Origin of the sequence: Geitlerinema sp. PCC 9228 (assembly GCF_001870905.1) — a bacterium.
In the GTDB taxonomy this organism is placed as follows: domain Bacteria; phylum Cyanobacteriota; class Cyanobacteriia; order Cyanobacteriales; family PCC-9228; genus PCC-9228.
The window spans coordinates 1-19,852 of record NZ_LNDC01000106.1 but is presented as its reverse complement, the minus strand read 5'-3'; the positions used below and the strand labels follow the sequence as shown (position 1 = coordinate 19,852).

General features: G+C 48.5%; 19 protein-coding genes and 1 pseudogene. 9 read left to right on the top strand and 11 right to left on the bottom strand.

The window, feature by feature from the left end:
* Positions 1-40: 40 nt before the first annotated feature.
* From AS151_RS11580 to AS151_RS21555, 3 genes are all read left to right on the top strand, one after another.
* Entirely contained in the window at positions 41-769 is a 729-nt protein-coding gene (locus AS151_RS11580; RefSeq protein WP_071517215.1) for a pseudouridine synthase, read from the top strand.
* Positions 770-883: 114 nt separating this feature from the next.
* Positions 884-2,311 carry a pyruvate kinase gene (gene pyk, locus AS151_RS11575; RefSeq protein WP_071517214.1) on the top strand — a complete coding sequence of 476 codons (1,428 nt, stop codon included), beginning with the start codon at positions 884-886 and terminating at the stop codon, positions 2,309-2,311.
* 32 nt (positions 2,312-2,343) lie between these two features.
* Positions 2,344-2,604, top strand: a complete 261-nt coding sequence (locus tag AS151_RS21555; protein WP_139240630.1) for a hypothetical protein — start codon at positions 2,344-2,346, stop codon at positions 2,602-2,604.
* A 537-nt stretch (positions 2,605-3,141) separates the two neighbouring features.
* Here the strand turns inward: AS151_RS21555 and AS151_RS21550 are convergent.
* Both AS151_RS21550 and AS151_RS11570 read right to left on the bottom strand, forming a co-directional pair.
* Positions 3,142-3,513 carry a hypothetical protein gene (locus AS151_RS21550; protein WP_139240629.1) on the bottom strand — a complete coding sequence of 124 codons (372 nt, stop codon included), beginning with the start codon at positions 3,511-3,513 and terminating at the stop codon, positions 3,142-3,144.
* Positions 3,514-3,599: 86 nt separating this feature from the next.
* On the bottom strand, positions 3,600-4,040 hold the full coding sequence (locus AS151_RS11570; protein ID WP_071517213.1) for a tyrosine-type recombinase/integrase: 441 nt from the start codon (positions 4,038-4,040) through the stop codon (positions 3,600-3,602).
* A gap of 220 nt (positions 4,041-4,260) precedes the next feature.
* On the opposite strand from AS151_RS11570, the gene AS151_RS11565 reads away from it, so the two are divergent.
* Positions 4,261-6,126, top strand: a complete 1,866-nt coding sequence (locus AS151_RS11565; RefSeq protein WP_071517212.1) for a hypothetical protein — start codon at positions 4,261-4,263, stop codon at positions 6,124-6,126.
* A 22-nt stretch (positions 6,127-6,148) separates the two neighbouring features.
* Here the strand turns inward: AS151_RS11565 and AS151_RS11560 are convergent, their stop codons facing one another.
* The 6 genes and pseudogenes from AS151_RS11560 to AS151_RS11535 all read right to left on the bottom strand — a co-directional run bounded on the left by AS151_RS11560 (position 6,149) and on the right by AS151_RS11535 (position 10,878).
* Positions 6,149-6,742, bottom strand: a complete 594-nt coding sequence (locus AS151_RS11560; protein ID WP_071517211.1) for a HEAT repeat domain-containing protein — start codon at positions 6,740-6,742, stop codon at positions 6,149-6,151.
* Positions 6,743-7,283: 541 nt separating this feature from the next.
* Positions 7,284-7,874 (bottom strand): annotated as a pseudogene (locus tag AS151_RS23230) (phycobilisome rod-core linker polypeptide); the annotation flags it as partial.
* A gap of 8 nt (positions 7,875-7,882) precedes the next feature.
* Entirely contained in the window at positions 7,883-8,668 is a 786-nt protein-coding gene (locus tag AS151_RS11550) for a HEAT repeat domain-containing protein (protein ID WP_071517238.1), read from the bottom strand.
* A 129-nt stretch (positions 8,669-8,797) separates the two neighbouring features.
* Positions 8,798-9,622: a phycobilisome linker polypeptide gene (locus tag AS151_RS11545; RefSeq protein WP_071517209.1), complete on the bottom strand. Its 825-nt coding sequence runs from the start codon at positions 9,620-9,622 to the stop codon at positions 8,798-8,800.
* Between the two features lie 171 nt (positions 9,623-9,793).
* The gene (locus tag AS151_RS11540; protein ID WP_071517208.1) at positions 9,794-10,282 is read right to left on the bottom strand and encodes a phycocyanin subunit alpha; all 489 of its coding nucleotides are present in this window, start codon (positions 10,280-10,282) and stop codon (positions 9,794-9,796) included.
* 77 nt (positions 10,283-10,359) lie between these two features.
* The gene (locus AS151_RS11535; RefSeq protein WP_071517207.1) at positions 10,360-10,878 is read right to left on the bottom strand and encodes a phycocyanin/phycoerythrocyanin subunit beta; all 519 of its coding nucleotides are present in this window, start codon (positions 10,876-10,878) and stop codon (positions 10,360-10,362) included.
* A 654-nt stretch (positions 10,879-11,532) separates the two neighbouring features.
* Here AS151_RS11535 and msrA point away from each other — a divergent pair.
* Complete coding sequence (gene msrA / locus AS151_RS11530; RefSeq protein WP_071517206.1) at positions 11,533-12,195, top strand: peptide-methionine (S)-S-oxide reductase MsrA; 663 nt, start codon at positions 11,533-11,535, stop codon at positions 12,193-12,195.
* Positions 12,196-12,302: 107 nt separating this feature from the next.
* On the top strand, positions 12,303-12,839 hold the full coding sequence (locus AS151_RS11525; RefSeq protein WP_071517205.1) for a hypothetical protein: 537 nt from the start codon (positions 12,303-12,305) through the stop codon (positions 12,837-12,839).
* Positions 12,840-12,842: 3 nt separating this feature from the next.
* Here AS151_RS11525 and AS151_RS11520 read toward each other — a convergent pair whose 3' ends face one another.
* From AS151_RS11520 to AS151_RS11510, 3 genes are all read right to left on the bottom strand, one after another.
* Entirely contained in the window at positions 12,843-14,582 is a 1,740-nt protein-coding gene (locus AS151_RS11520) for an ABC transporter ATP-binding protein/permease (protein ID WP_071517237.1), read from the bottom strand.
* Between the two features lie 164 nt (positions 14,583-14,746).
* A complete protein-coding gene (locus AS151_RS11515; RefSeq protein WP_084639533.1) occupies positions 14,747-15,958 on the bottom strand; it encodes an MFS transporter in 1,212 nt (403 codons plus the stop codon).
* A gap of 25 nt (positions 15,959-15,983) precedes the next feature.
* A complete protein-coding gene (locus AS151_RS11510) occupies positions 15,984-16,964 on the bottom strand; it encodes a sulfotransferase (protein WP_139240628.1) in 981 nt (326 codons plus the stop codon).
* A gap of 433 nt (positions 16,965-17,397) precedes the next feature.
* On the opposite strand from AS151_RS11510, the gene AS151_RS11505 reads away from it, so the two are divergent.
* The 3 genes from AS151_RS11505 to AS151_RS11495 all read left to right on the top strand — a co-directional run bounded on the left by AS151_RS11505 (position 17,398) and on the right by AS151_RS11495 (position 19,524).
* Positions 17,398-17,913 (top strand): Ycf51 family protein, encoded by a 516-nt coding sequence (locus AS151_RS11505; RefSeq protein WP_071517203.1) that lies wholly within the window; start codon positions 17,398-17,400, stop codon positions 17,911-17,913.
* A 60-nt stretch (positions 17,914-17,973) separates the two neighbouring features.
* Positions 17,974-19,182 carry an iron-containing alcohol dehydrogenase family protein gene (locus tag AS151_RS11500; protein ID WP_071517202.1) on the top strand — a complete coding sequence of 403 codons (1,209 nt, stop codon included), beginning with the start codon at positions 17,974-17,976 and terminating at the stop codon, positions 19,180-19,182.
* Positions 19,183-19,302: 120 nt separating this feature from the next.
* Entirely contained in the window at positions 19,303-19,524 is a 222-nt protein-coding gene (locus tag AS151_RS11495) for a hypothetical protein (RefSeq protein ID WP_071517201.1), read from the top strand.
* Positions 19,525-19,852: the final 328 nt, after the last annotated feature.

Sequence of the window (19,852 nt, the reverse complement as noted above, 5' to 3'; positions counted from 1 at the left end):
CTCTATTCGCCGAATAGCAGATAAGATAAGCCACGCGACCATGAAACCGCAACGTCTAGATAAAGTCATATCCCACCTCCAATGTCAAACCCGCAAAGAAGTTACCCGCCTCATCAAATCTGGTTGGGTAGAAGTAGGCGGAGAAACCATACGCCAGCCAGCTTATAAATTCGATCCCACCGAAACCACCGTTAGCATCAACGGGCAACCCCTGATTTGGCAAAAACACTTCCACGTAATGATTCACAAACCCCAAGGATGCGTTTGTGCCAACTCCGATCCGCGGGAATTGGTAGTGGTAGACTTGGTACCACCGGAACTGTATCGCCCGGAATTTTCTATTGTGGGACGTTTGGACAAAAATACAGAAGGCTTATTGCTGCTAACGACTGATGGAACCCTTCTCCACCGCCTCACCCATCCCCGCTGGCATCTTCGGAAACGCTATTATGTAGAGTTGGAAAACCCAGTCACTTCCCAAGATGTGGAAGCCTTTGCCAAAGAAATGACCGTGGAGGGAGAAACTTGGAAGCCAGCGGAGTTAATTCCCAAAGAAGACCCCCAACAAGTAGAGTTAATTGTCTACGAAGGTAAATTCCACCAAGTGAAGCGGATGTTTGCGGCGCGGGGAAACCAAGTGACCTATCTCAAACGCATCCAAATGGGTCCGGTGGAATTAGACCCAGAGTTAGAAGTTGGGGAAGTACGTTCTCTGTATCCAGAGGAGGTGAAAGCTTTGTACGAATCTGTGGGGTTGGAACCTGAATAGCTATCGATTGTGCCAATTTTGCCGAAATTTTCCTAAAGATAATCGATATTTTTCCCAAAAGCGATCGCTTAATCCGTCATACTCCATAATAGCAATGGCGAGTACCATTTTTTTATGCGCCGCACCAAAATTGTCTGCACCATCGGACCCGCTACGGCTAGCTTTGAGAAACAGCAAGCCCTCGTCGATGCGGGAATGAACGTTGCCCGTTTGAACTTTTCCCACGGTTCCCACGAATTCCACGCCCAAGCCATTGACAACTTGCGCCAACTCAGTTGGGAGAAAAACATTCCTTTAGCCCTTTTGCAAGACCTGTGCGGTCCCAAAATCCGCCTGGGAACCCTTCCGGAAGAAGGTCTGAAGCTGAAACCAGGGCAAGAAGTAACTTTTGCCCTCCAAGAAGAAGGCAGCAGCGTGGACGATATTCCCCTGCCCCATGCCACGCTGTTTGCCATGTTACGCCCTGGCGAACCCATGTCGATTGACGATGGTCGGGTAAAACTAACGGTTAGCGAACGGGAAACGGAATCCATTCGCGCTACTGTGGTTATTGGCGGTCGCATCACTTCCCACAAAGGGGTTAATTTACCGCAAACCCGGCTGCCGGTATCGTCGGTTACAGACAAAGATTTGCACGATTTGCGCTTTGGCATCGAACATGGCTTGGATTGGGTCGCTGTTTCTTTTGTACGCAGTGCTTTGGATTTGGAACCGGTGAAGCGTTCCATCGAAGCTGCCAAAGCCAACACCCAGGTAATTGCCAAAATCGAAAAACGCGAAGCGGTGGAACGATTTGATGAAATTCTAGAAATGGCTGACGGCATTATGGTGGCGCGTGGGGATTTGGGGGTGGAGATGCCTATTCACCAAGTTCCTTTGATTCAAAAGGATATCATTCGCCGCTGCAATCTCGCTGGCAAACCGGCAATTGTGGCAACTCAAATGCTGGAGTCCATGATTCGCAATCCCGACCCCACCCGCGCGGAAGCAACGGATGTAGCCAATTCTATTTTAGATGGTACCGATGCAGTGATGCTGTCTGGGGAAACGGCTGTTGGGGAATATCCAGTGGAAGCGGTGAAAATCATGCACGATATTGCCCAGAGTACGGAAACGGTATTGGTGGAGAAAAGTGGCAGCTACCGCCACCAAGCTGGCAGTGTCAGCGTGACGGAGTCGGTGTCTAGTGCGGTTTGTCGGATTGCTGGGGAAGTTGGTGCGAAAGCGATTTTTTGCAATACGACTTCTGGGGGAACGGCAAAATTGGTTTCTAAATACCGTCCTACAATGCCGATTATTGCTTTTACGCCGACTACTAGTACCTACCGACAGCTTGCTCTTTGTTGGGGGGTTGCCCCTTGTCTGTTGGGAGAGGCCAAAGATACGGAAAATATGTTTATCAAGGTGATTGAAACGGCGATGGAGAATCATTTGGTCGCTGAGGGAGATAAGGTGGTGATTACTTCTGGGGTTCCTATTGGTACGCCGGGTTCGACGAGTTTGATTAAGGTGCATACGATTGGACAGCCTATTGAATCGTAGTGCGTTGCTGTTGGTTTTCTTAGGCTGCCTGGATGCACCGATGGCAGGGATGCGGTTACGGTTGCGGTGTTTCCCATGGAGATTTTAAGGTTGGTTATGGAAGGCGCGATCGCTTTTCGGAACGAGTGCAGCCGTTGTTGGATCGTACTGACATTGCTACAAGTGTGGTTGTTCGGTTTCAGGATGGCGTTGTTCTGCAGTTTTCACCTACATCATCTCCAGAAGCGTGCTACCAGAAGATGAATTTGCGAAGGTCGGAGTTTGTTGCTTGGACCCAGAAGTTTCGGTGGTAGTGCGTCTCTTGTCTAGCAAGAAGGCTTGTTACTGGTATAGCGCTACGAAAAAAGTTAGGACGATAGTTGAAGGGGGAGCCAACTTTTGCCAGTGTTATTTCAAATTTAATGTCCTAAACTTAGAGCGTAGCACTATAGTGGTGGCGCTACTATGCCTCATACCATTCTTAATAATATGCAAGAGATAATAGAGGCATTTTTGTAGGGGCGCAACGCGTGAGTAGGGGCGCTTCGCGAAGCGCCCCTACCAGGGAAATTGGAAAATTTCAGAAAATTATTGTTTTTCAGAAATGGTATCATAAACCGCTGCACTTGACTTAAAATGAACTTACCACTATTCACCAAATCGCTACAAGGTGGCGTAGCCAGTGCATGGATATCTTTTCATCCAATCCTACATTGCCAGCGGCGCGTTTCATAATCCGATGCAATTGCACCGGCGATCGCTTACCAAGCCAATTGATTACATTTTTTGAATTATTTAGCGAACCAGTCAAGTCAAAATTTTATTGCTTAGAATTCTAAAAAATATTTACATCATTCTTGCATATATCTCTCTAAATTGTCACAAACATTTGTTACGTTTTCCAAATCATCACCAGCACAAAATATATATACTTGAGAACCATTATCATCACAAAGAACATAACCACGGGTAGAACCTTGTTCTCCCTTCCAACCTGAGTTGCCGCTACTTCCAGTATTTTGAAAATTATAATGTGTCATTACTAGTTTAGCGTGCCTTATACATTCTTGTTTAGATTGAAAATCGATACCAGTTCCTTGTTTTCTCCAGGATGTAGCTGGTTGAGCTATGGCCGGAGGCACAAAACTTAGTAAACCTACTACACTCAGAACGACTGAACTGTTCAATAATTTTAATACTTCAAAATACTTTCCTTCAATCATAAATATCTCACCTTAAAAGAACAAATAGCTTTGTTTGTATAGATATTATTTTAGCTTTAAAATTTAAGTTTGTCGCGTATTTGCTATCAAAACTTCGATTTCAAAGGGGTTATCCTCTGGAAGATGTAGCCGGTGGTTTCCAGTTGTCGAAGCTCGTTCACCAGTTCCCTATCTACTGGCAAATAGGCTTCTTTGCTGTTTTTCCCTATGATACGCACTTTATAACGGTTGCCATCTCGGCTGAAGTCTGAGCAATGAAGATTGGAAAGTTCGTGAACCCGCAATCCTAGGATATAGCAAGTTTTCAATGCTAAGCGATCGCGTTCGGTACTGGCAGCAGCAATCAATTTCCAAACCTCGTCGCTACCAATAACTCGTTCGGTAGGCAATTGGGATTGGCTAGCTTTGTTTTCCTTGTCTTGGTTAACTTTCCCGATATTGGTGGCAACGTTGTCGTTTAAATATCCCTCAGCTACGCAATGGGAGAGAAGCGATCGCACTACAACCAGTTTCTTATCGGAGCTCACAATCTTTAACTTCCAAAGAAAGTTGAAAAAAACTCCCTATAGACAGCACAATTGGCTCAATGTCTTAAAAATAGCTAAAACTCCTGCCATGATGGGAAAGTCAATCGATGTCAAAGTCCTGCGATCTAAGATTTAGATGGTCATTGAGGAGGACTTTTTGTTAAAGTCTCCTTAATTTAAAAAATCCTAAGTACGAATTACTTAAAGGAGGGAGAGACAGTTGTATCGATTCAAATATCTTCGGATTCGTTTCCTATTGAGATATTTACTCTTAGGGTTACTACTGCCCCTATTCTTTGGTATCGCTAATGCTCAAACTGAGTCTGGATCCACTGAGATTCCAACTCAGAAAGTAATTGAAAATATGGATGGAGAACCAACTTCAGCAGGACAGTCTGATGGCATGGTTAATAACTATGTAACTACTTGGGGACATCCAGCCTTGGGTGGCGATCTCACAGGTAAATACAGTCACAAAGCCACAGGAGTCACAGGAGAGAAACTAGAAAATGTTCAAGACATCTCTTCTACTAAGAATGCCTTTGCAGCACTAAAAAAGAATGACTCAGTAGTAACTTGGGGACATTCAGCCTTTGGTGGTGACCTCGCGGGTCAAGATAGCGACAAAGCTACAGGAGTGCCAAAAGGAAAACTAGAAACTATTCAAGAGATTTTTTCTAATAGGGGAGCTTTTGCAGCGCTAAAGGAAAATAGTTCAGTGGTAACTTGGGGACATTCAGCTTTGGGTGGCGATCTCACAGGTCAAGATAGTGATAAATCCACAGGAGTGCCAGGAGGGGAATTAGACAATGTTCAAGAGATCTTTTCTACTAATACAGCATTTGCGGCGCTAAGGGAGGATGGGTCAGTAGTTGCTTGGGGAAGCTCAACCGCTGGTGGCGACCTTACGGGTAAAGACAGTGACAAAGCCACAGGAGTAACAGGAGGGAAACTAGAAAATGTTCAAGAGATTTTTTCTACTGGTGGTGCCTTTGCAGCACTGAAAGAGAATGGCTCAGTAGTAACTTGGGGACATTCAGCCTTTGGTGGCGACCTCACAGGTAAAGACAGTGACAAAGCCACAGGGGTCCCAGGGGGTAAATTAGACAATGTCCAAGAGATCTTTTCTACGAGCCAAGAGCTTTTGTCTGTTGGTAAAGCGTTTGCGGCGCTAAGGGAGGATGGGTCAGTAGTTGCTTGGGGACATTCAGCCTTTGGTGGCGACCTTACGGGTAAAGACAGTGATCAAGCCACAGGAGTAACAGGAGGGAAACTAGAAAATGTTCAAGAGATTTTTTCTACTAGTGGTGCCTTCGCAGCACTAAAAGAAGATGGGTCAGTAGTTGCTTGGGGAAACTCAACCGCTGGTGGCGACCTCACGGGTAAAAAATCTGAATCCTTTGCTGTTACAGGAGTGCCAGGAGGGGAATTAGACAATGTTCAAGAGATTTTTTCTACTGGCAATGCCTTTGCAGCACTAAAAGAGGATGGGTCAGTAGTTGCTTGGGGTGGCTCAGGCACTGGTGGCGATTTTACAGGTAAAGAAAGTGCCTTTGCCACAGGAGTACCAGGAGGAAAACTAGACAATGTCCAAGAGATTTTTTCGACTGGTAGTGCCTTTGCAGCACTAAAAGAGGATGGGTCAGTAGTTGCTTGGGGACATTCAGCTTTTGGTGGTGACCTTACGGGTAAGAAGTCTGAGATGTTACTTGCCACAGGAGTACCAGGAGGAAAACTAGACAATGTCCAAGAGATTTTTTCTACTGGCAATGCCTTTGCAGCGCTAAAAGAGGATGGGTCAGTAGTTGCTTGGGGACATTCCCCCGCTGGTGGCGATCTCACAGGTAAAGGTAGTGACCAAGCCACAGGAGTGCCAGGAGGGGAATTAGACAATGTTCAAGAGATCTTTTCAACTGCTGGTGCCTTTGCTGTCATTGTAGAGGGTACCCCCACTAATTCCACATCCTGGATGGAACAACTGCTTAAATTTGTCGTTTTCTTCATTATGGTAGGTACTGTTGTTTTTGTCATCTTTGCATCTTTACCATTAACAATGAATCTAGAGGTAGATGGGAGTGGAAAATAGCTTCACCAATCCCAAGTAGGAGTCAGTGTTGAGCTTGCTGAAGCAGGGGTTCTTCCCGGAGATTGCTTTGCGGGTCTTGGCAATTCGGATTTGGCAGCGGTTGTTTCTGACTTTCCAAGGCTGTCTGAATGCGGGTTTGAACCACTAAGTCGGATTCGTTGGTTTGGGCGTTTTGCAAGGCAGTGACAGCGGCGGGCGTACCAATTTCTTCCAGGGCAACGGCAGCGGCATACCGCAATGCCCAGTCTTCGGCGTTGGTGAGTGCCCAAGTTAGTTTGTCAATGGCTGGTGATAAAATACTGGTATCTGTGGTTTTGCTGCCCATAACGCCCAACCCCCGGGCTGCCACCCGCCGGATGTTTCCCTGGCAGTGGTTGGCTACTTCTACGCCGACGATTTCTATGAGTAAGTCCCGACTGCGAGTATCGCCGATTCTAGCTAGGGCTTGAATGATGTAGGCTTGCACGTTCTGGTCCTGGCTTTTTTGATATGCCTGCAGTAGGGGGTCTACGCTATCGGGACCTAGATTAACTAAGGCAGAAACGGCGTTTTTGGCAACGTCGGGGCGTGGGTCGCTGAGTTGTTTTAGTAGGGTATTGATGTTTGTGCAAGTCATGGTTGGTTGAGAGACATAGAATAAGAAAGAAGGGGAGATAAAGTCAATTCTTGATTTTCTCCCCTGCTCCCATGCTTTTACGCATCAAAGTTTAAAAATTGCGCGGACGCCATTTATTAAGACGGGCTTCACCCAAAACAGATAGGCGTCGCAGTTGGTCGAGTTTCGATCGCAAATATTCGATCGCGCGTTGCTGTTGTTTGCTATACAAATCCCATTGAAATTGGTTGTCGGTTATGGATGGTTCGCTGGTGGGAATGGGTGGGACTTCTGTGGTGGTGGCACTGTCACTGGTGGTGGCAAATCGGTTGGTTATTTCTTCACCAATGGCAGCTACTGGGCGCAACTCGGCGATTTTTTGCTGCAGTTGCTCGATTTCCTGGGCTTGTTCCCGGCACTGGCGTTGGATTTCGTACGGAACGGTTTTGGTAACAGCCATAGAGGTGGTGGTGGGTTTGAGTTTCTCCAATCTCTGTTGGATTTTAACTTGGTTCTCGTAGGAAATGCCAGGGCGCGGGCGTTTGTCGATGCGAGATGGCAGGTTGCGGCTGAGTTGCTGGGTTAAGCTGGCTTTGTGACTTTGGTTTTGGGCGCGATCGCTATTGGCGTAGCCTTGGTACAATTGAAACAATCGGTTGTAGCCTACGGTTTTTTGTCCTAGCTGGGAGACGAAGCCCCGATAGTAGGGAACAATGCGATCGCCAAAATTATTGTAATATTCAACAGAATCTATATAAGAATTGATTTCGGCTTCGTAGCCAGCGCGATTGTACAAATCAACGTGGTAGGCAATTTCCGAGCGGTCGTAGGGCGCTCTTCCCAGAAGATGTTTGTAATTTAGTTCGATGAATCGGGTTTGCTGGTTGGGATAGAAGAATTTTTCCCGATATAATTCCGATAACGCGATCGCACGAACAAATTCCCGAACGGTAATAGCTCCTTCTTGCAATAACGATTCGGCGCTGGTCAAGCGATCGCTAGCCATAACGTATTCATTGCCCAAGACTTGCCGGTAAGCCTGTTGGATGGCAATATTAATGTCTTCTTGGCTGGCAGGGGAACGCAGTTCAGTGGGAATTGGCTTTTGAACAGGTTCGATGCCCAGTTCGGCAGCAATAGAAAAATCTACCATAGTACATCCTATAGTTGTAGCAACAAGCGATCGATAGAATCCATTAAAAACTTTGATTTTTCTTTTCCATCTATACTGCTATCGGCAGTTTGTACAGCATATGTAAGAATTCTTTTTAAATTCAGTAATTTCAGGCTATTGGAAATTGGTGCTTCGACAATGGCTTTGGCAGCTTCTACATGCCCAATGGCACCCAAATCGAATGCAGCTGCCCAACGCAAATAAGGATTCTCGTGGTTGAGATTGCCGACGATGCGCTCCAAATAGCAATACTCATGGGTACACAAATACAAATAGCGGGCAGCAGCGCATTGTACTCGTTCGGAAGTATGTTCCAAATAGGGTTCCACCTGCGATCGCAGCGACCAAACTTGGAAGGTAGCCAGCGCTTCAATTAACGCTTCCTCGGGTTTGGGGGGGGCGGTCCTGTTGAATAAATCTACCAAAGCAGGAACGGCGCGATTGTCACCAAGAGCAGCCAAACTTTGCACCGCGGCTTCGGTGAGCTGTAGGTCTTGGTGCCCTTCCAACGCCGCTATCAAGGCAGGAACCGCAGCGCGATCGCCCAACATCCCTAAGGCACGGGCAGCTTGTCTGCGTAAGGGATATCCACCAATATTCGTGCGGTAACGTTCGTCTTGCAAAGCGGCGCACAAATGGGAACAAGCCGAACTTACTTTGTGTTTGCCCAGCCACCAAGCGGCGTAATAGCGTATCTGATTGTCGTCATTATATAAAGCTGCGATCGCATCTTCGGAAGACTGTATCGGTGCCGACTGCACGGTGGTATTCATAATTTGTCCAAGCCAAACCAACTTTTCCCGTTTCCATGGATCGAGCAGAAGGCGGTAGGAACAGAGGTTTTCTATCCCTACCACCCCCTCCTGTGGGAAAATTGTTCCTATCTGTCCGGCAACGAACGATCAGACGGGAACAATACTGGTAATTTTGCCGCCACGGCGGTGAATTTCCTGGTAAAAATTGGAAAAGCGATCGTAGGGAATGGTGTACGACTGCTTGCTGCGGCGTACCTGCGGACCCATACCAACGCCACCAACGGTCACTTCCACGCGGTACACCCGGTTATCCGGCTTGTCAGCACTGCGAAATGCCGTTTGCCCCGGTGTCGATACAGTTTTGCTACCTGGCGAGGAAGGCATGCGTACGGAATTGGTCATATTCAGCGCCACCCGCGTTTGCAAGCGGGATTTAGACCCCCCGATTTGTGCGTTGTCGCTGTTGCCACTACCGCGGAACAATTCAAACATGCGGGGATATCCCACAGCTTTTTGCCCGGGTTGGGAACGAAAACCACGGGGATAGGGAACCCTCCAATCCCCAAAAGCATTGCTGTACTCTTGGGAGTCAATGTAGGAATTCATCTCCGCTTCGTAGCCTTGCTGGGCGTACAAATCAACGTGGTAAGCGATTTCCGACTGGTCGTACGGCGGTCTACCTAACAAGTGCTTGTAGTTCAGTTCGATAAAACGAACTTGGTAATTGTTATGGAAAAAGCAATCTTGATAGAACTCTGACAATGCCAAAACGCGAATGAACTGCCGTACGGTAATGCTACCGTTGCGCAGCAGGGATTCGGCATTGCGAAATTCCGCACTCGCGTAGACCCCTTGGCGACCGAACACTTGCTGGTAGGCACTGCGAAACACCAACTGTAGGTCATCTTCACTCCAGTTGGCGCGCAGTTCTACCACTTGTTCTGCTAGCGAATCGGCTGCTAGTGGACTCATAGGGTGAAAACTCCACGAATTTGAGGTATCCTAAGGATGGATTGTTTTCAATCTCGTGAAGGCGAGGAGGCGACAGGCTGCTTCAGGGCAAGCTTTCTCCATCGCCCCCTTTCCTTCACGTTTTTTCCAGGAACTTGACATGTAGGGCTAGCTAGAACGCTAGCTTTTTTTTTAGCTGAGGGCGTTGATGGTGTAGTCCAGGTAAATGTTGGCTTCGCCGGCAACATCACCCTGCAATCCGTGGTTGTCCCGCACGAATTCCAAAGCCGCTACGTACCAACTGGGAGATAGACCCAACGCGGAATTCACTTCTTTGAGTCCGGCAATAACGTACTCATCCAAGGGACCAGTACCGCCAACGACGCAGCAATAGCTGATGACCCGCAAGTAGTTGTTGATGTCCCGAACGCATTTGGATTTGCCTTCTGGGGTAGAAGCGTATTGCGGACCTTCCATCTGCGTGGTGTAGGGGAATTTTTTGTAAACGTGCTCGGCGGCGGCTTCCGCCCATTTTTGACCGTTTTCGGTGAACGCTTTGGCAGCTTCCAAACCAGCTTTGGCACGGTTGAAACGACCAAAGATGGCTTGCATTTCGGTGTTGCTCAAGTAAGAGCCACGGGTGTCCGCAGTAGCGATCGCTTCTGTGATTGGGGTTTTCATGGAAACTTATACTCCGTTGTTAACTGCACAAAATACAAATTTGGTGAGAAGTCGGTTTTCGCCAGAGGGCTGTTAGCTTAGGAAACAGCAGCAGCGGCGCGATCGAAGTAACCACCCAACTCGGACATGAGATTGCTGCAATCTCCCCGAGTAATTCCTTTGGGGTCGTTGGCAATCTTAATCGCTTCGTCTTTCATTTTTTGAATGCCGGAAGCGACTGTGGAACCGGGAGTTCCCAAAGCTTGGTAAGTTTCCCGCAACCCGTTGAGGCAGCGGTCGTCCATGACGCTGGAATCACCCGCTAGCATGGAATAGGTGACGTAACGGAGAATAAAGCCCATGTCGCGGATACAGGCGGCGTGGTTGCGATGGTGGTCGCACTGACCGCCAGCACCGAATACTTGCGGTTGTTCCGCTACCAAAGCCCGATAGGCATTGGCAACGATGGTGGAAGAGTTTCCGGTCAAACGATTGACCACATCTAGGCGCTTGTTGCTTTCCGCAACCATGTTGGAGAGGCCTTCGATTTCTTCATTGCTGAGGTAAGCCCAACGCTGGTCGGCTTGGGAAACAACTTTAGAAAAAGCGTCTAGCATCTTTCTTTGACTCCTTTAATTGGGTTGACAGTGAATGCAGACTGTTTAAATCGGTAGGCAAGATACGCAACCCCTAACATCAGAGAAAAAGTCTGACAATTGTCAGTTTCTCTCCTTTTTGTCTCCTACTTGTTTTTCGATCTTGCGTACCTTACGTTTTATGTATACCAAAAGCAGATGGGATTTGAAGTTAAATAGTATAAATATTTGCAACAAAATAATACAGAATAGCTGTAATTTTCATATATCAAGCCTTCGAGACGCTAATAGCTGACAATCTTTTAATATTACTTAATAAAAACTGCGCTAGTGATACAACTTTGCAGCAAGCGCTCTATCGATCGTCAAGGGGGATTCAGCCTTGTCCGTACAAGGATTCTATTCTGTACGACAGCGCGTAAATCAAGCGAGCTTAATGTAACTATTTTTTGGATTTTGCAAAGGGAAGTTCATCAAGAAATATGAATTCTGTTGAGCAAGAATGCGTAGCCATTTTTTCTTATATCCCCCCACCCCCCATTTTGTCTAGCACCTTCCCGTTCCTGCTATTGGTGTTTCATAATAGAACATAGGCAGCGATCGCCGCTCAATTCTGTTTTCTCAGAAACTTCTCGCAAGTTATTACGTTTTTCAGCAATTCTACCTACTGCAATTATGGTATTATTCGGATTTGGCAAAAAAACCGCTATGCCCTCCCCCGAGGAGGCATTACCAGGTCGAGACGAACCCATGCCGGTTCCCACCCAGCACTACGTCAACGGCAATTCCCTCAAACCTCCCTACCCCGAAGGCATGGAAATGGCCATGTTTGGTATGGGTTGTTTTTGGGGAGCCGAACGAGTATTTTGGCAGCAAGAAGGCGTGTACAGTACCGCTGTGGGATATGCTGGTGGCTATACCCCCAACCCCAACTATCGGGAAGTTTGTACCGGCAAAACCGGTCACAACGAAGTGGTTCGGGTGGTGTACGATCCCAAAGTGATTAGCTATGCCCAATTGCTGAAAATCTTCTGGGAAAACCACAATCCCACCCAAGGTATGCGCCAAGGCAACGACGTGGGTACCCAATATCGTTCCGGAATTTATACCTACTCGCCAGAACAAAAACAGCTAGCGGAAGCTTCTAAGGAAGCCTACCAACAGGAACTTAGCAAAGCTGGCTACGGCAACATTACCACTGAAATTCTGGATGCGCCCGAATTTTACTACGCAGAAGACTACCACCAGCAATATCTTGCCAAAAATCCCGGCGGATACTGCGGTTTGGGCGGTACCAATGTAAGTTGCCCCACAGGCGTGTTTGCCACGCAATCGTAACTTTTAGGTAGAAGTATCAATCTTCCCCTGTAGGGGGGTTCGCGAAGCCCCCCTACGCAACCGTATCGTATGCAATTTCCATAAAAAATGCTATGTATGCGATCGCTATGTTTGATTTCACTTTAAATTCTATTTTTATCGAAAATATCCTTTTTGTCGTTTTCACAACCGCTTTTTTAGCGATAACCGGTTGGGCTTGGCAAGACACCCAACCCTATCAGTTGCCCAACCCCCTGCCAAATTGGTTTGGGTTGTGGTTTGGTTCGGTACAAATTTTGGGAGGATTGCTGCCCCTGGTTGCTTTGATTTGGGTCATTTGGCAAGGAAACACCAATGCGATCGCAATTTTTGCCTCTTATATCATTGTCCTGGGTTTGCAAATCCTTTCTGAATTCCTAACATTAAGGAAATTTCAGTCTGTGGTTTGGGTCATGGTTCCTTACCTATACGTACCCTATCGCATTTGGCAGCTATACGAAGGCTTGGTCGTTCTCACCCCCATCGACAATTGGTTCTGGATACGCATGGTTTTGTGGGTGAACCTGGTTGTTTGGATTGGCAACTATCTTCTGGATTTGGCGCAGCTGCCGCGACTGTTCCGTTGGGAACTGCAAGAGGAAAAATCTAGCAAATCGATAGGATAGCAACTAGGTGCTAGCAGATATTTCCTGTTGCATGGATTCTGGAGACAGCAAACGCCAAGAATGATTTTCAGAAAGCTGCAAAACCTTTTGGTGGTAGGCTAGTAACGTATCCCGGTGACCGACGCTGAGAAAAGTTATCCCAGTTTCCTGCAATTGTCGGTACAAACGCTGTTCGTTGGGAATATCCAAAGCGCTGGTCGCTTCGTCTAAAATGACATATTTGGGTTGATTGATTAAAATTCTGGCAAAACTGAGGCGCTGCTGTTCTCCCAGAGAAAGCACTTCTTCCCAATTGTCTTCCGCATCCATGCCGTCAAATCGTTCGTCTAAATCCGGTAAGTTAACCCGCTGCAGGATTTCTTTTAGCTGCGTGTCGTCTAGTTCTGTTTCGGTGGCAGGATACAGCAGTTGTTCGCGCAACGTTCCCGCGATCGCGTACGGTTTTGGTGGTAAAAATAGAATATCCTGCAACGCTGGTCGGTAAATTTTGCCGTTGCCAGAATCCCACAATCCCGCAATTGCCCGCAATAAAGAACTCTTACCGCAACCGCTAGGACCGACCACCAACAATCCTTGCGATGGGGATAGTTCCACCGATAAATTTTCTACCAAGGTTTGCCGGTAGTTGGGAGTATAAAGAGTTACATCCTCCAAATGCAAGTAGGAAGCAACTTCCGTCTGAATTCTGGGTTGGGTGTTGACTCCTTCGATAACTTCTGGCGTATGGGAATCGAGTTCTGGTTCCAAATATTGGGAAAATTCGTACAAACGGTTAATGCCAGCGCCAAAGGAGGTTAGCGATTGCAAGCGCGCCACCACAACGTTTAGGGAGAAAAATACCCGCATGAAAGCACCTTGGGCTTCCGAAACTTTTCCTACTTCCATTTCTCCGGCAAACACGCTGGGTGCGACTACCAAGGCTGGTAAAATAAAGGGCAAAAATTCGTAGGCGTTGGTGACTACGTTGAGACTGAGTTCCCAGAAAAGCAAGTGTTTGTAGTTATCGAAGGCATCCTGGAAGCGATTTTTGACGTGGTTGGCTTCTTGTTCTTCTCCTTGGTAAAAGGCGATGGATTCGGCGTTTTCGCGGATTCTTACCAGGCTGAAACGAAAGTTGGCTTCTCGTTTTAACTGTTCGAAGTTCAAACGAACGAGGGGTTTGCCGAAAATAAAGATGGCGGCAATGGAACCTGCCAAGGCGTAGAGAACCAGAAATCCTACTAAGGAGTGGGAAATACTCCACAAAACGCCGCTAAAGGCGATAACGGTTAGTAGAGAATCGACGAAGGTTAGCAGGATTTTTAGGGATTCTTGGGTAAAACTTTTGATATCTTCGGCAATTCGTTGGTCGGGGTTGTCAACTTCGGCGTAAAATCGATCTAAGCGGTAAAAGGCGCGATCGCCAAAATAATTGTTGATAAAGCGATCGCTAAGCCAACGCCGCCATTCCAACCCCAAGCGATCGCGCAGGTAGCCATATCCGGCGATAATGGGTGCGTATAATACCAACACCCCCACAAAAATAAAAATGGTTTCCCAAAAGCGGGATTGGTCTTGCGCCGACAGCGAGGAAATCAAAACGCCGCGTTTGTTGTTGAGAACGACGCTTAATCCCGTATATGCCAGCAGCAACAAAACCACCAGCAGCAGCCATCCCCGCGCTTTCCATTTTTCATCGCCAAACCAGTAGGTCTTGGCAATCGACCAAAACCGCCGCACTACCTGCAGGTTGAACCGTTCCATAAATCCAGTTACTTGAGAATTTTTGCCGAAGTTGCGATCGCTACTGCAATGCAACTTTTCCATCTTAACAAAAATTTACGATGGCAGCAGAACCGCTGGCAGGCAATAACAGGGGAACGAGGTTGCCGTTATTCTTGACAAAAAATAGATTTTGTGGTATGCAACTACGCTTTCAAGAACGATCGAAATTGCAGCACAGCCAAAGCGATCGCCACGCCAGCAGCGATCGAGAACACGGCTTCGCCAGCAAGTTCCCAAACCGGACCCAGTACAATCGGAGAAAAGAACTGACCCAACGAAGAAATTCCCGTACCCAGCGCTAGTAGCGTAGACCGCCGTTCGGGAGGGCACAACTCAGCCAACAAATCGTATAAATTGGGCATTACCAAACCAAAGCCAATGCCAAACCCAAACGCTGCGATGAGAGCCAACTGCGCCACATTCAAGTAAGGAATCGTTCCCAAGGTCACGCTCATAAATACAAATCCGATCGCGATCGTGGTTGCCGATCCCAACTGTTTGGCAAGGCGAGAAGCACCAATTGCCGAAATTATCGCTGCCCCTAACGCCCTCGCTGCTAAAATCGTACCGTTGAGCATAGAATCAGCATCGATCGCCTCTTTAAAATACAAAGGCGCGTACACCACCACCGTGTAGAAAACCCCGGAAGACGCAGCTAAGGTGAGCAACAAAGAGAGAACGCGCAGATCTTGCAAAGAACGGCGCAGGCTTTGTGCCTGTTGCAAATCCACCGTCGTCGCCGTAGCCGTTCTCGGTTCTTGCAATCCCCAAATCGCTGCCAGTGCCACCGGTATAGCCAGACCGTACAAACAAAAAGAATATTCCCAGCGAAAGGAACCAACCCAACCGCCGAGAAGGGGAAACACAATGCCTGCGATCGCCAAAACGCTGGCCACATAGCCCATCAAGCGCGATCGCGTTTCCCCTTCATAGGAACGAGCCACAAAACCGATGCTGGCTGCGGAAATCCCGCCATTGGCGACGCCAACCAACGCACGGGTAAACAACATACTGCCAAAATTGGGCATTATCGCCCCCGCCATGCCAAACAACGCAAAAGCCAGCAGGGAAGGCACCAATACCCGCAATTTGCCCATGCGATCGGCCAGCAGACCCAACAGCGGACTTGACAAAGCCACCGTCAGCCGCGGCAGACCCATCAATAAACCTCCCCAACGTTCGATTTGCAACTGTTCCACCACTTCCGGCAAAACCGGTGCCACCACGCCGCCAGTCATACTGGAAAGACAACCAGCAGCCAGCAGCACGGCAATGGTAAATTTGGGGCGATTTTTTTTTCCAGAAACTTGACTCTGATGCCGGGTGTGGAAAAGCGAACGGGGAGGTTTATTCATAAAAAAATCTACAACTGCGTGCCAGCTAGCCTATCAGATCCTTGGTAGCATGTGGATTCAACGAACTTTGGAGTCGCACCGGCGATCGCAGCCAGTGACTGAAGTCGCGCCCCAACAAATGGGAAAGCCGTTCCACATCGCTCGTATATACCTCTCGCAGCTTGGCTTTCATGCGGGGCGATAAAGAAGGGGGTTGGCTGGGGAAGCTGTTGGCTTGCAGCAGCCAGCGGTGCAAACGTATTGCCAGCAGCCGGTTCCACCGCATCCACGGGGCATCGAAGGAAGAATGACTTGCCCAGCGTTCCAGAAATTCTGGGGGATGGAACAGCAAGCGTTGCAACCAGGCATAGCGGTAGGTACGACTAACTTGCGCCGGAGGAAACTCGGTTCTGCCGTCGTCTTCCACCCCTAAGAAATCGCAGACTTGTTGGTAAACCCAGCGGGGATGGTGAATAAAATCGTCAAATACCAAAATCAGACAGCGATCGCGCCCTACCAGTTTGAACAGGCGCTCCAAGTATTTGCCCATTTTGCCCACTTCAGCATACTGCAACAAGCGGCGATCGCGGCATAAGGGCGGCAAAGCTTCCCCCTGCAGGCGTGTTTGTTGCAACTGCCAAGCCGTTTGGAAATCTTCCCGATCCTCTTGCATCAGGTATAGCATCCGCCGGTGATAGGAAGGAAGCAAATCCAGGGGATTGCGTATGGCAACAATGAACCTTGCCTGGGGGTTGAGGCGCAAAATCCGACGAATAGCGATCGCGGAATAGAGGTAGCTCACCGAACCTTCGCCAACAGCTTGATGGCGGGAATGGCAGTGGCCGAAAAATTGGTGCAAGTAGCACCGCATCCAACGATCGCGGGAGAGATGGCGGGGGCGACGCAACAAATAGTGGGTTTCCTTGGGGCGAGACAAGCAAATTTGGGGATGTGCGGCTAAATAGCGACTGAGGGCAGTCGTTCCGCATCTGGGAGCACCGACAATAAAAAAATTAGGCTGTTTCATACCATTGAAGAACGCAAACAATTGAAAAAGGGCAAACGACGGTTCCCCTTACAGTTGGTATCGATAGGCAGTTGAAAAATAGAGCGCGCCTCGCCAGGGTGATGGCAGCCACGCAAAATTCGCAACGGTTCATTGTGCCAAAGGATTTAGCACCAGACCAAATCGCGATCGCCCTACCCAACCGTATAAAAATACCTGCACCTACCATTCGCAGGTAAGCACCTGTATTCGGAAGCATTTGCTCGATCGTGGCACCATCTTGATGGATTTTCCTGAGACCCCCCTGAGTCTGCCATCAATAGACTTGGAGAAAATAGTTGATGCCTGTTGGAGCGTGTTGCTCTCCTGCTAGGATCGATCTGATAAAGTATGTTTGGCCCTGCGGCATCCCTCGTCGTTTCGGTACCAGCATTTCTGCAAACGGTTTTTGCTTATGCCTACTACAGAAGATTTTGCTGTTCTGGCTCAATGGTCGGGAATTGCAACGGCTTTCTTTGCCGTTTTGGCGGTCTTGGCGTTTTTCTTTCAATGGCGCTTTCGCTTTAATTTGGTCGGCGTTACTGGGTTTATGGTGGTTCTCAGCGTGGGTTTGTTTACCCTCAGTTTGATTCCCTTCACCCGCACTACCATTGAAGGAGCCGCGCCTTTTTCCGTGGTTTACGACAATGGCTCCACCCAGGCGGTGATTGCTGTTTCTCCCGATATCACCGAGTCGGAGTTGAATTTAACCTTGCAACAGGCGGCGAGCAATCTCTATTCCTACGGTCGTTTGGGTTTGGGAGACGCCAAACTGACCATTCGCGCGCGCACGATCGTCCATCCCAACGAAGGGGTTTCCCAACCAGTGTATCTCGGTCAGGTGAAGCGATCGCTGACCGAACGCGAAGACGAAAACATGGAAATTACCATCAATTCGGAAAAGTTTGACCAAATTCAGGCAACCAGCTAGTCTTTCCCAGCGATTGCCTGTTTGTAGCCGCTATTCATTTACTCTGATTCTTTTTGCCCTATGCAGCAAACAACAACTCTAGCCACCGATACTTGCTTGACTCTGGCTATTTCTCCAGCGCGGGTCATGAAAGGGTTTGGCATTTTATCATCTGCTGGTGATTCCATTGTACAGTTAGGACGTCGCCCTCTGATCGTCGGCGGCGATCGCAGTTTGGCCTTGGTGCGATCGCAGTTGGAATCTTTACTCACCTGCCAGCCAACCACCAAAACCGTTGCCGCTGCTTCCTACCATCCCGATTGCAGCGAATCCACCCTAGAAAGTCTCCACAACGCTGCCAGCCAGCACCAAGCTGACCTGATTGTCGGTGTGGGCGGTGGCAAAGCCCTCGATGCCGCCAAACTCTTGGCACACCAGCGCCAGCTACCGGTGGTTACCATCCCCACTTCAGCCGCCACCTGCGCCGCTTGGACCGCACTTTCCAATATTTATACCCCCAACGGCGCTTTTCTCTACGACATCCCCCTGCAACGCTGTCCGGAGTTGTTGGTCCTGGACTACAATTTAGTACAAACCGCTCCCCAGCGGACCCTGATTGCCGGCATTGGGGATGCCCTTGCCAAGTGGTACGAAGCTTCCCTCAGCAGTGGCGATTCCCAACAAAGCGTTACCATTGCCGCCGTACAGCAAGCGCGCATTCTCCGGGATATCCTGCTGCAAAAATCCCCAGCTGCCCTGCAAAATCCCGGTAGTGAGGTTTGGCAGGAGGTGGTGGATGCAACGGTCTTGCTACCTGGCTTGGTTGGCGGGTTGGGAGGGGCCCAATGCCGTACGGTAGCAGCCCATCCCATTCACAACGGTCTGACCCACCTACAAGGCAGCCACAGCAGCCTCCACGGAGAAAAGGTCGCCTACGGCATTCTCGTACAATTACGTTTGGAAGAAACCCTGCAAGGCAACCAACTGGCTGCCGCAGCGAGAGCGCAACTGTTGCCTTTCTATCAAGAAATTGGGTTGCCCCAAACCCTAGAAGATTTGGGATTGGGAAACATTACCCTCGCCGAATTGCGCCGCAGTGCGGACATTGCTTGCCAACCCGACTCCGATATCCACAATTTGCCCTTCCCCATCTCCGGCGACCAACTGGTAGGGGCCATGGTCTCCACCACTGTACCCACCACCGCCGACGCCCAAAGCAGCGCTATGGTGCAAAAAGCACCGGTTGTTCGGAATATCGCCTCCCATCACCCCACCAATCGCTCGTCGTAGATTCCACCTACAAATACAAAGAAGGGTCTAGCAGACGGCTACTAGACCCTTCCCATGCGGGTTAACTTAGTTGGAGCTTTCAAATATGACCTGAAGAAGTTGACTTAAGAAATCAATGAGTTGACCAGAAATGTACGGTACGACCAGCAGCCTACTCTCAAGCAACCCACCGACGACACCCAACTGGCGGAAGTTTTGGCTAGGCAACTCATTTTACTTGCCTTGTTCGCCACCTTCAATCAAATTGCCGATGTTACCAAGATTTGGCTGTGGTTGGAACCGAGCCGGCAAGACATGGCTGCTCGAAATTCCTGCTTCTTGGTTTTGGTTTTTTTCGGATGAAGAACTATCCTTTCCACGTCTTGGTTATTAAGATAGCATGCTGTTTTGAAATGCCCTAGGACTTGTTACTTAAGTTTATGGATTGTTACTTTTCGCAAAATAGAACCGGGGTTTCCGGAGCGATAGATCTCAAAAAAAAGGTGGCTACGGCAATCGCGATCGCGGATTGGGTAGCCAACCTCTAAAAGATAGATATACTTTTCAAGCAGGGGAGATAAAAAGATTTTCCGAACACCAAATGGAATTGACACTCTCACGAATAGAATTCGTGAGATTCTCGCTTCATCGGGTGTGCCTAGATAGATTAGCTATGAACTAGTCCATCCCC

What these genes read in the sequence shown, in the direction of transcription:
- AS151_RS21550 (WP_139240629.1), bottom strand. Translation starts at nt 3,513, where the DNA reads ATGATTGAAGGAAAGTATTTTGAAGTATTAAAATTATTGAACAGTTCA.
- AS151_RS11525 (WP_071517205.1), top strand. Translation starts at nt 12,303, where the DNA reads ATGTTTGATTTCACTTTAAATTCTATTTTTATCGAAAATATCCTTTTT.
- AS151_RS11560 (WP_071517211.1), bottom strand. Translation starts at nt 6,742, where the DNA reads ATGACTTGCACAAACATCAATACCCTACTAAAACAACTCAGCGACCCA.
- AS151_RS11520 (WP_071517237.1), bottom strand. Translation starts at nt 14,582, where the DNA reads ATGGAACGGTTCAACCTGCAGGTAGTGCGGCGGTTTTGGTCGATTGCC.
- pyk (WP_071517214.1), top strand. Translation starts at nt 884, where the DNA reads ATGCGCCGCACCAAAATTGTCTGCACCATCGGACCCGCTACGGCTAGC.
- msrA (WP_071517206.1), top strand. Translation starts at nt 11,533, where the DNA reads ATGGTATTATTCGGATTTGGCAAAAAAACCGCTATGCCCTCCCCCGAG.
- AS151_RS11580 (WP_071517215.1), top strand. Translation starts at nt 41, where the DNA reads ATGAAACCGCAACGTCTAGATAAAGTCATATCCCACCTCCAATGTCAA.
- AS151_RS11515 (WP_084639533.1), bottom strand. Translation starts at nt 15,958, where the DNA reads ATGAATAAACCTCCCCGTTCGCTTTTCCACACCCGGCATCAGAGTCAA.
- AS151_RS11545 (WP_071517209.1), bottom strand. Translation starts at nt 9,622, where the DNA reads ATGAGTCCACTAGCAGCCGATTCGCTAGCAGAACAAGTGGTAGAACTG.
- AS151_RS21555 (WP_139240630.1), top strand. Translation starts at nt 2,344, where the DNA reads ATGCACCGATGGCAGGGATGCGGTTACGGTTGCGGTGTTTCCCATGGA.
- AS151_RS11505 (WP_071517203.1), top strand. Translation starts at nt 17,398, where the DNA reads ATGCCTACTACAGAAGATTTTGCTGTTCTGGCTCAATGGTCGGGAATT.
- AS151_RS11510 (WP_139240628.1), bottom strand. Translation starts at nt 16,964, where the DNA reads ATGAAACAGCCTAATTTTTTTATTGTCGGTGCTCCCAGATGCGGAACG.
- AS151_RS11500 (WP_071517202.1), top strand. Translation starts at nt 17,974, where the DNA reads ATGCAGCAAACAACAACTCTAGCCACCGATACTTGCTTGACTCTGGCT.
- AS151_RS11535 (WP_071517207.1), bottom strand. Translation starts at nt 10,878, where the DNA reads ATGCTAGACGCTTTTTCTAAAGTTGTTTCCCAAGCCGACCAGCGTTGG.
- AS151_RS11550 (WP_071517238.1), bottom strand. Translation starts at nt 8,668, where the DNA reads ATGAATACCACCGTGCAGTCGGCACCGATACAGTCTTCCGAAGATGCG.
- AS151_RS11540 (WP_071517208.1), bottom strand. Translation starts at nt 10,282, where the DNA reads ATGAAAACCCCAATCACAGAAGCGATCGCTACTGCGGACACCCGTGGC.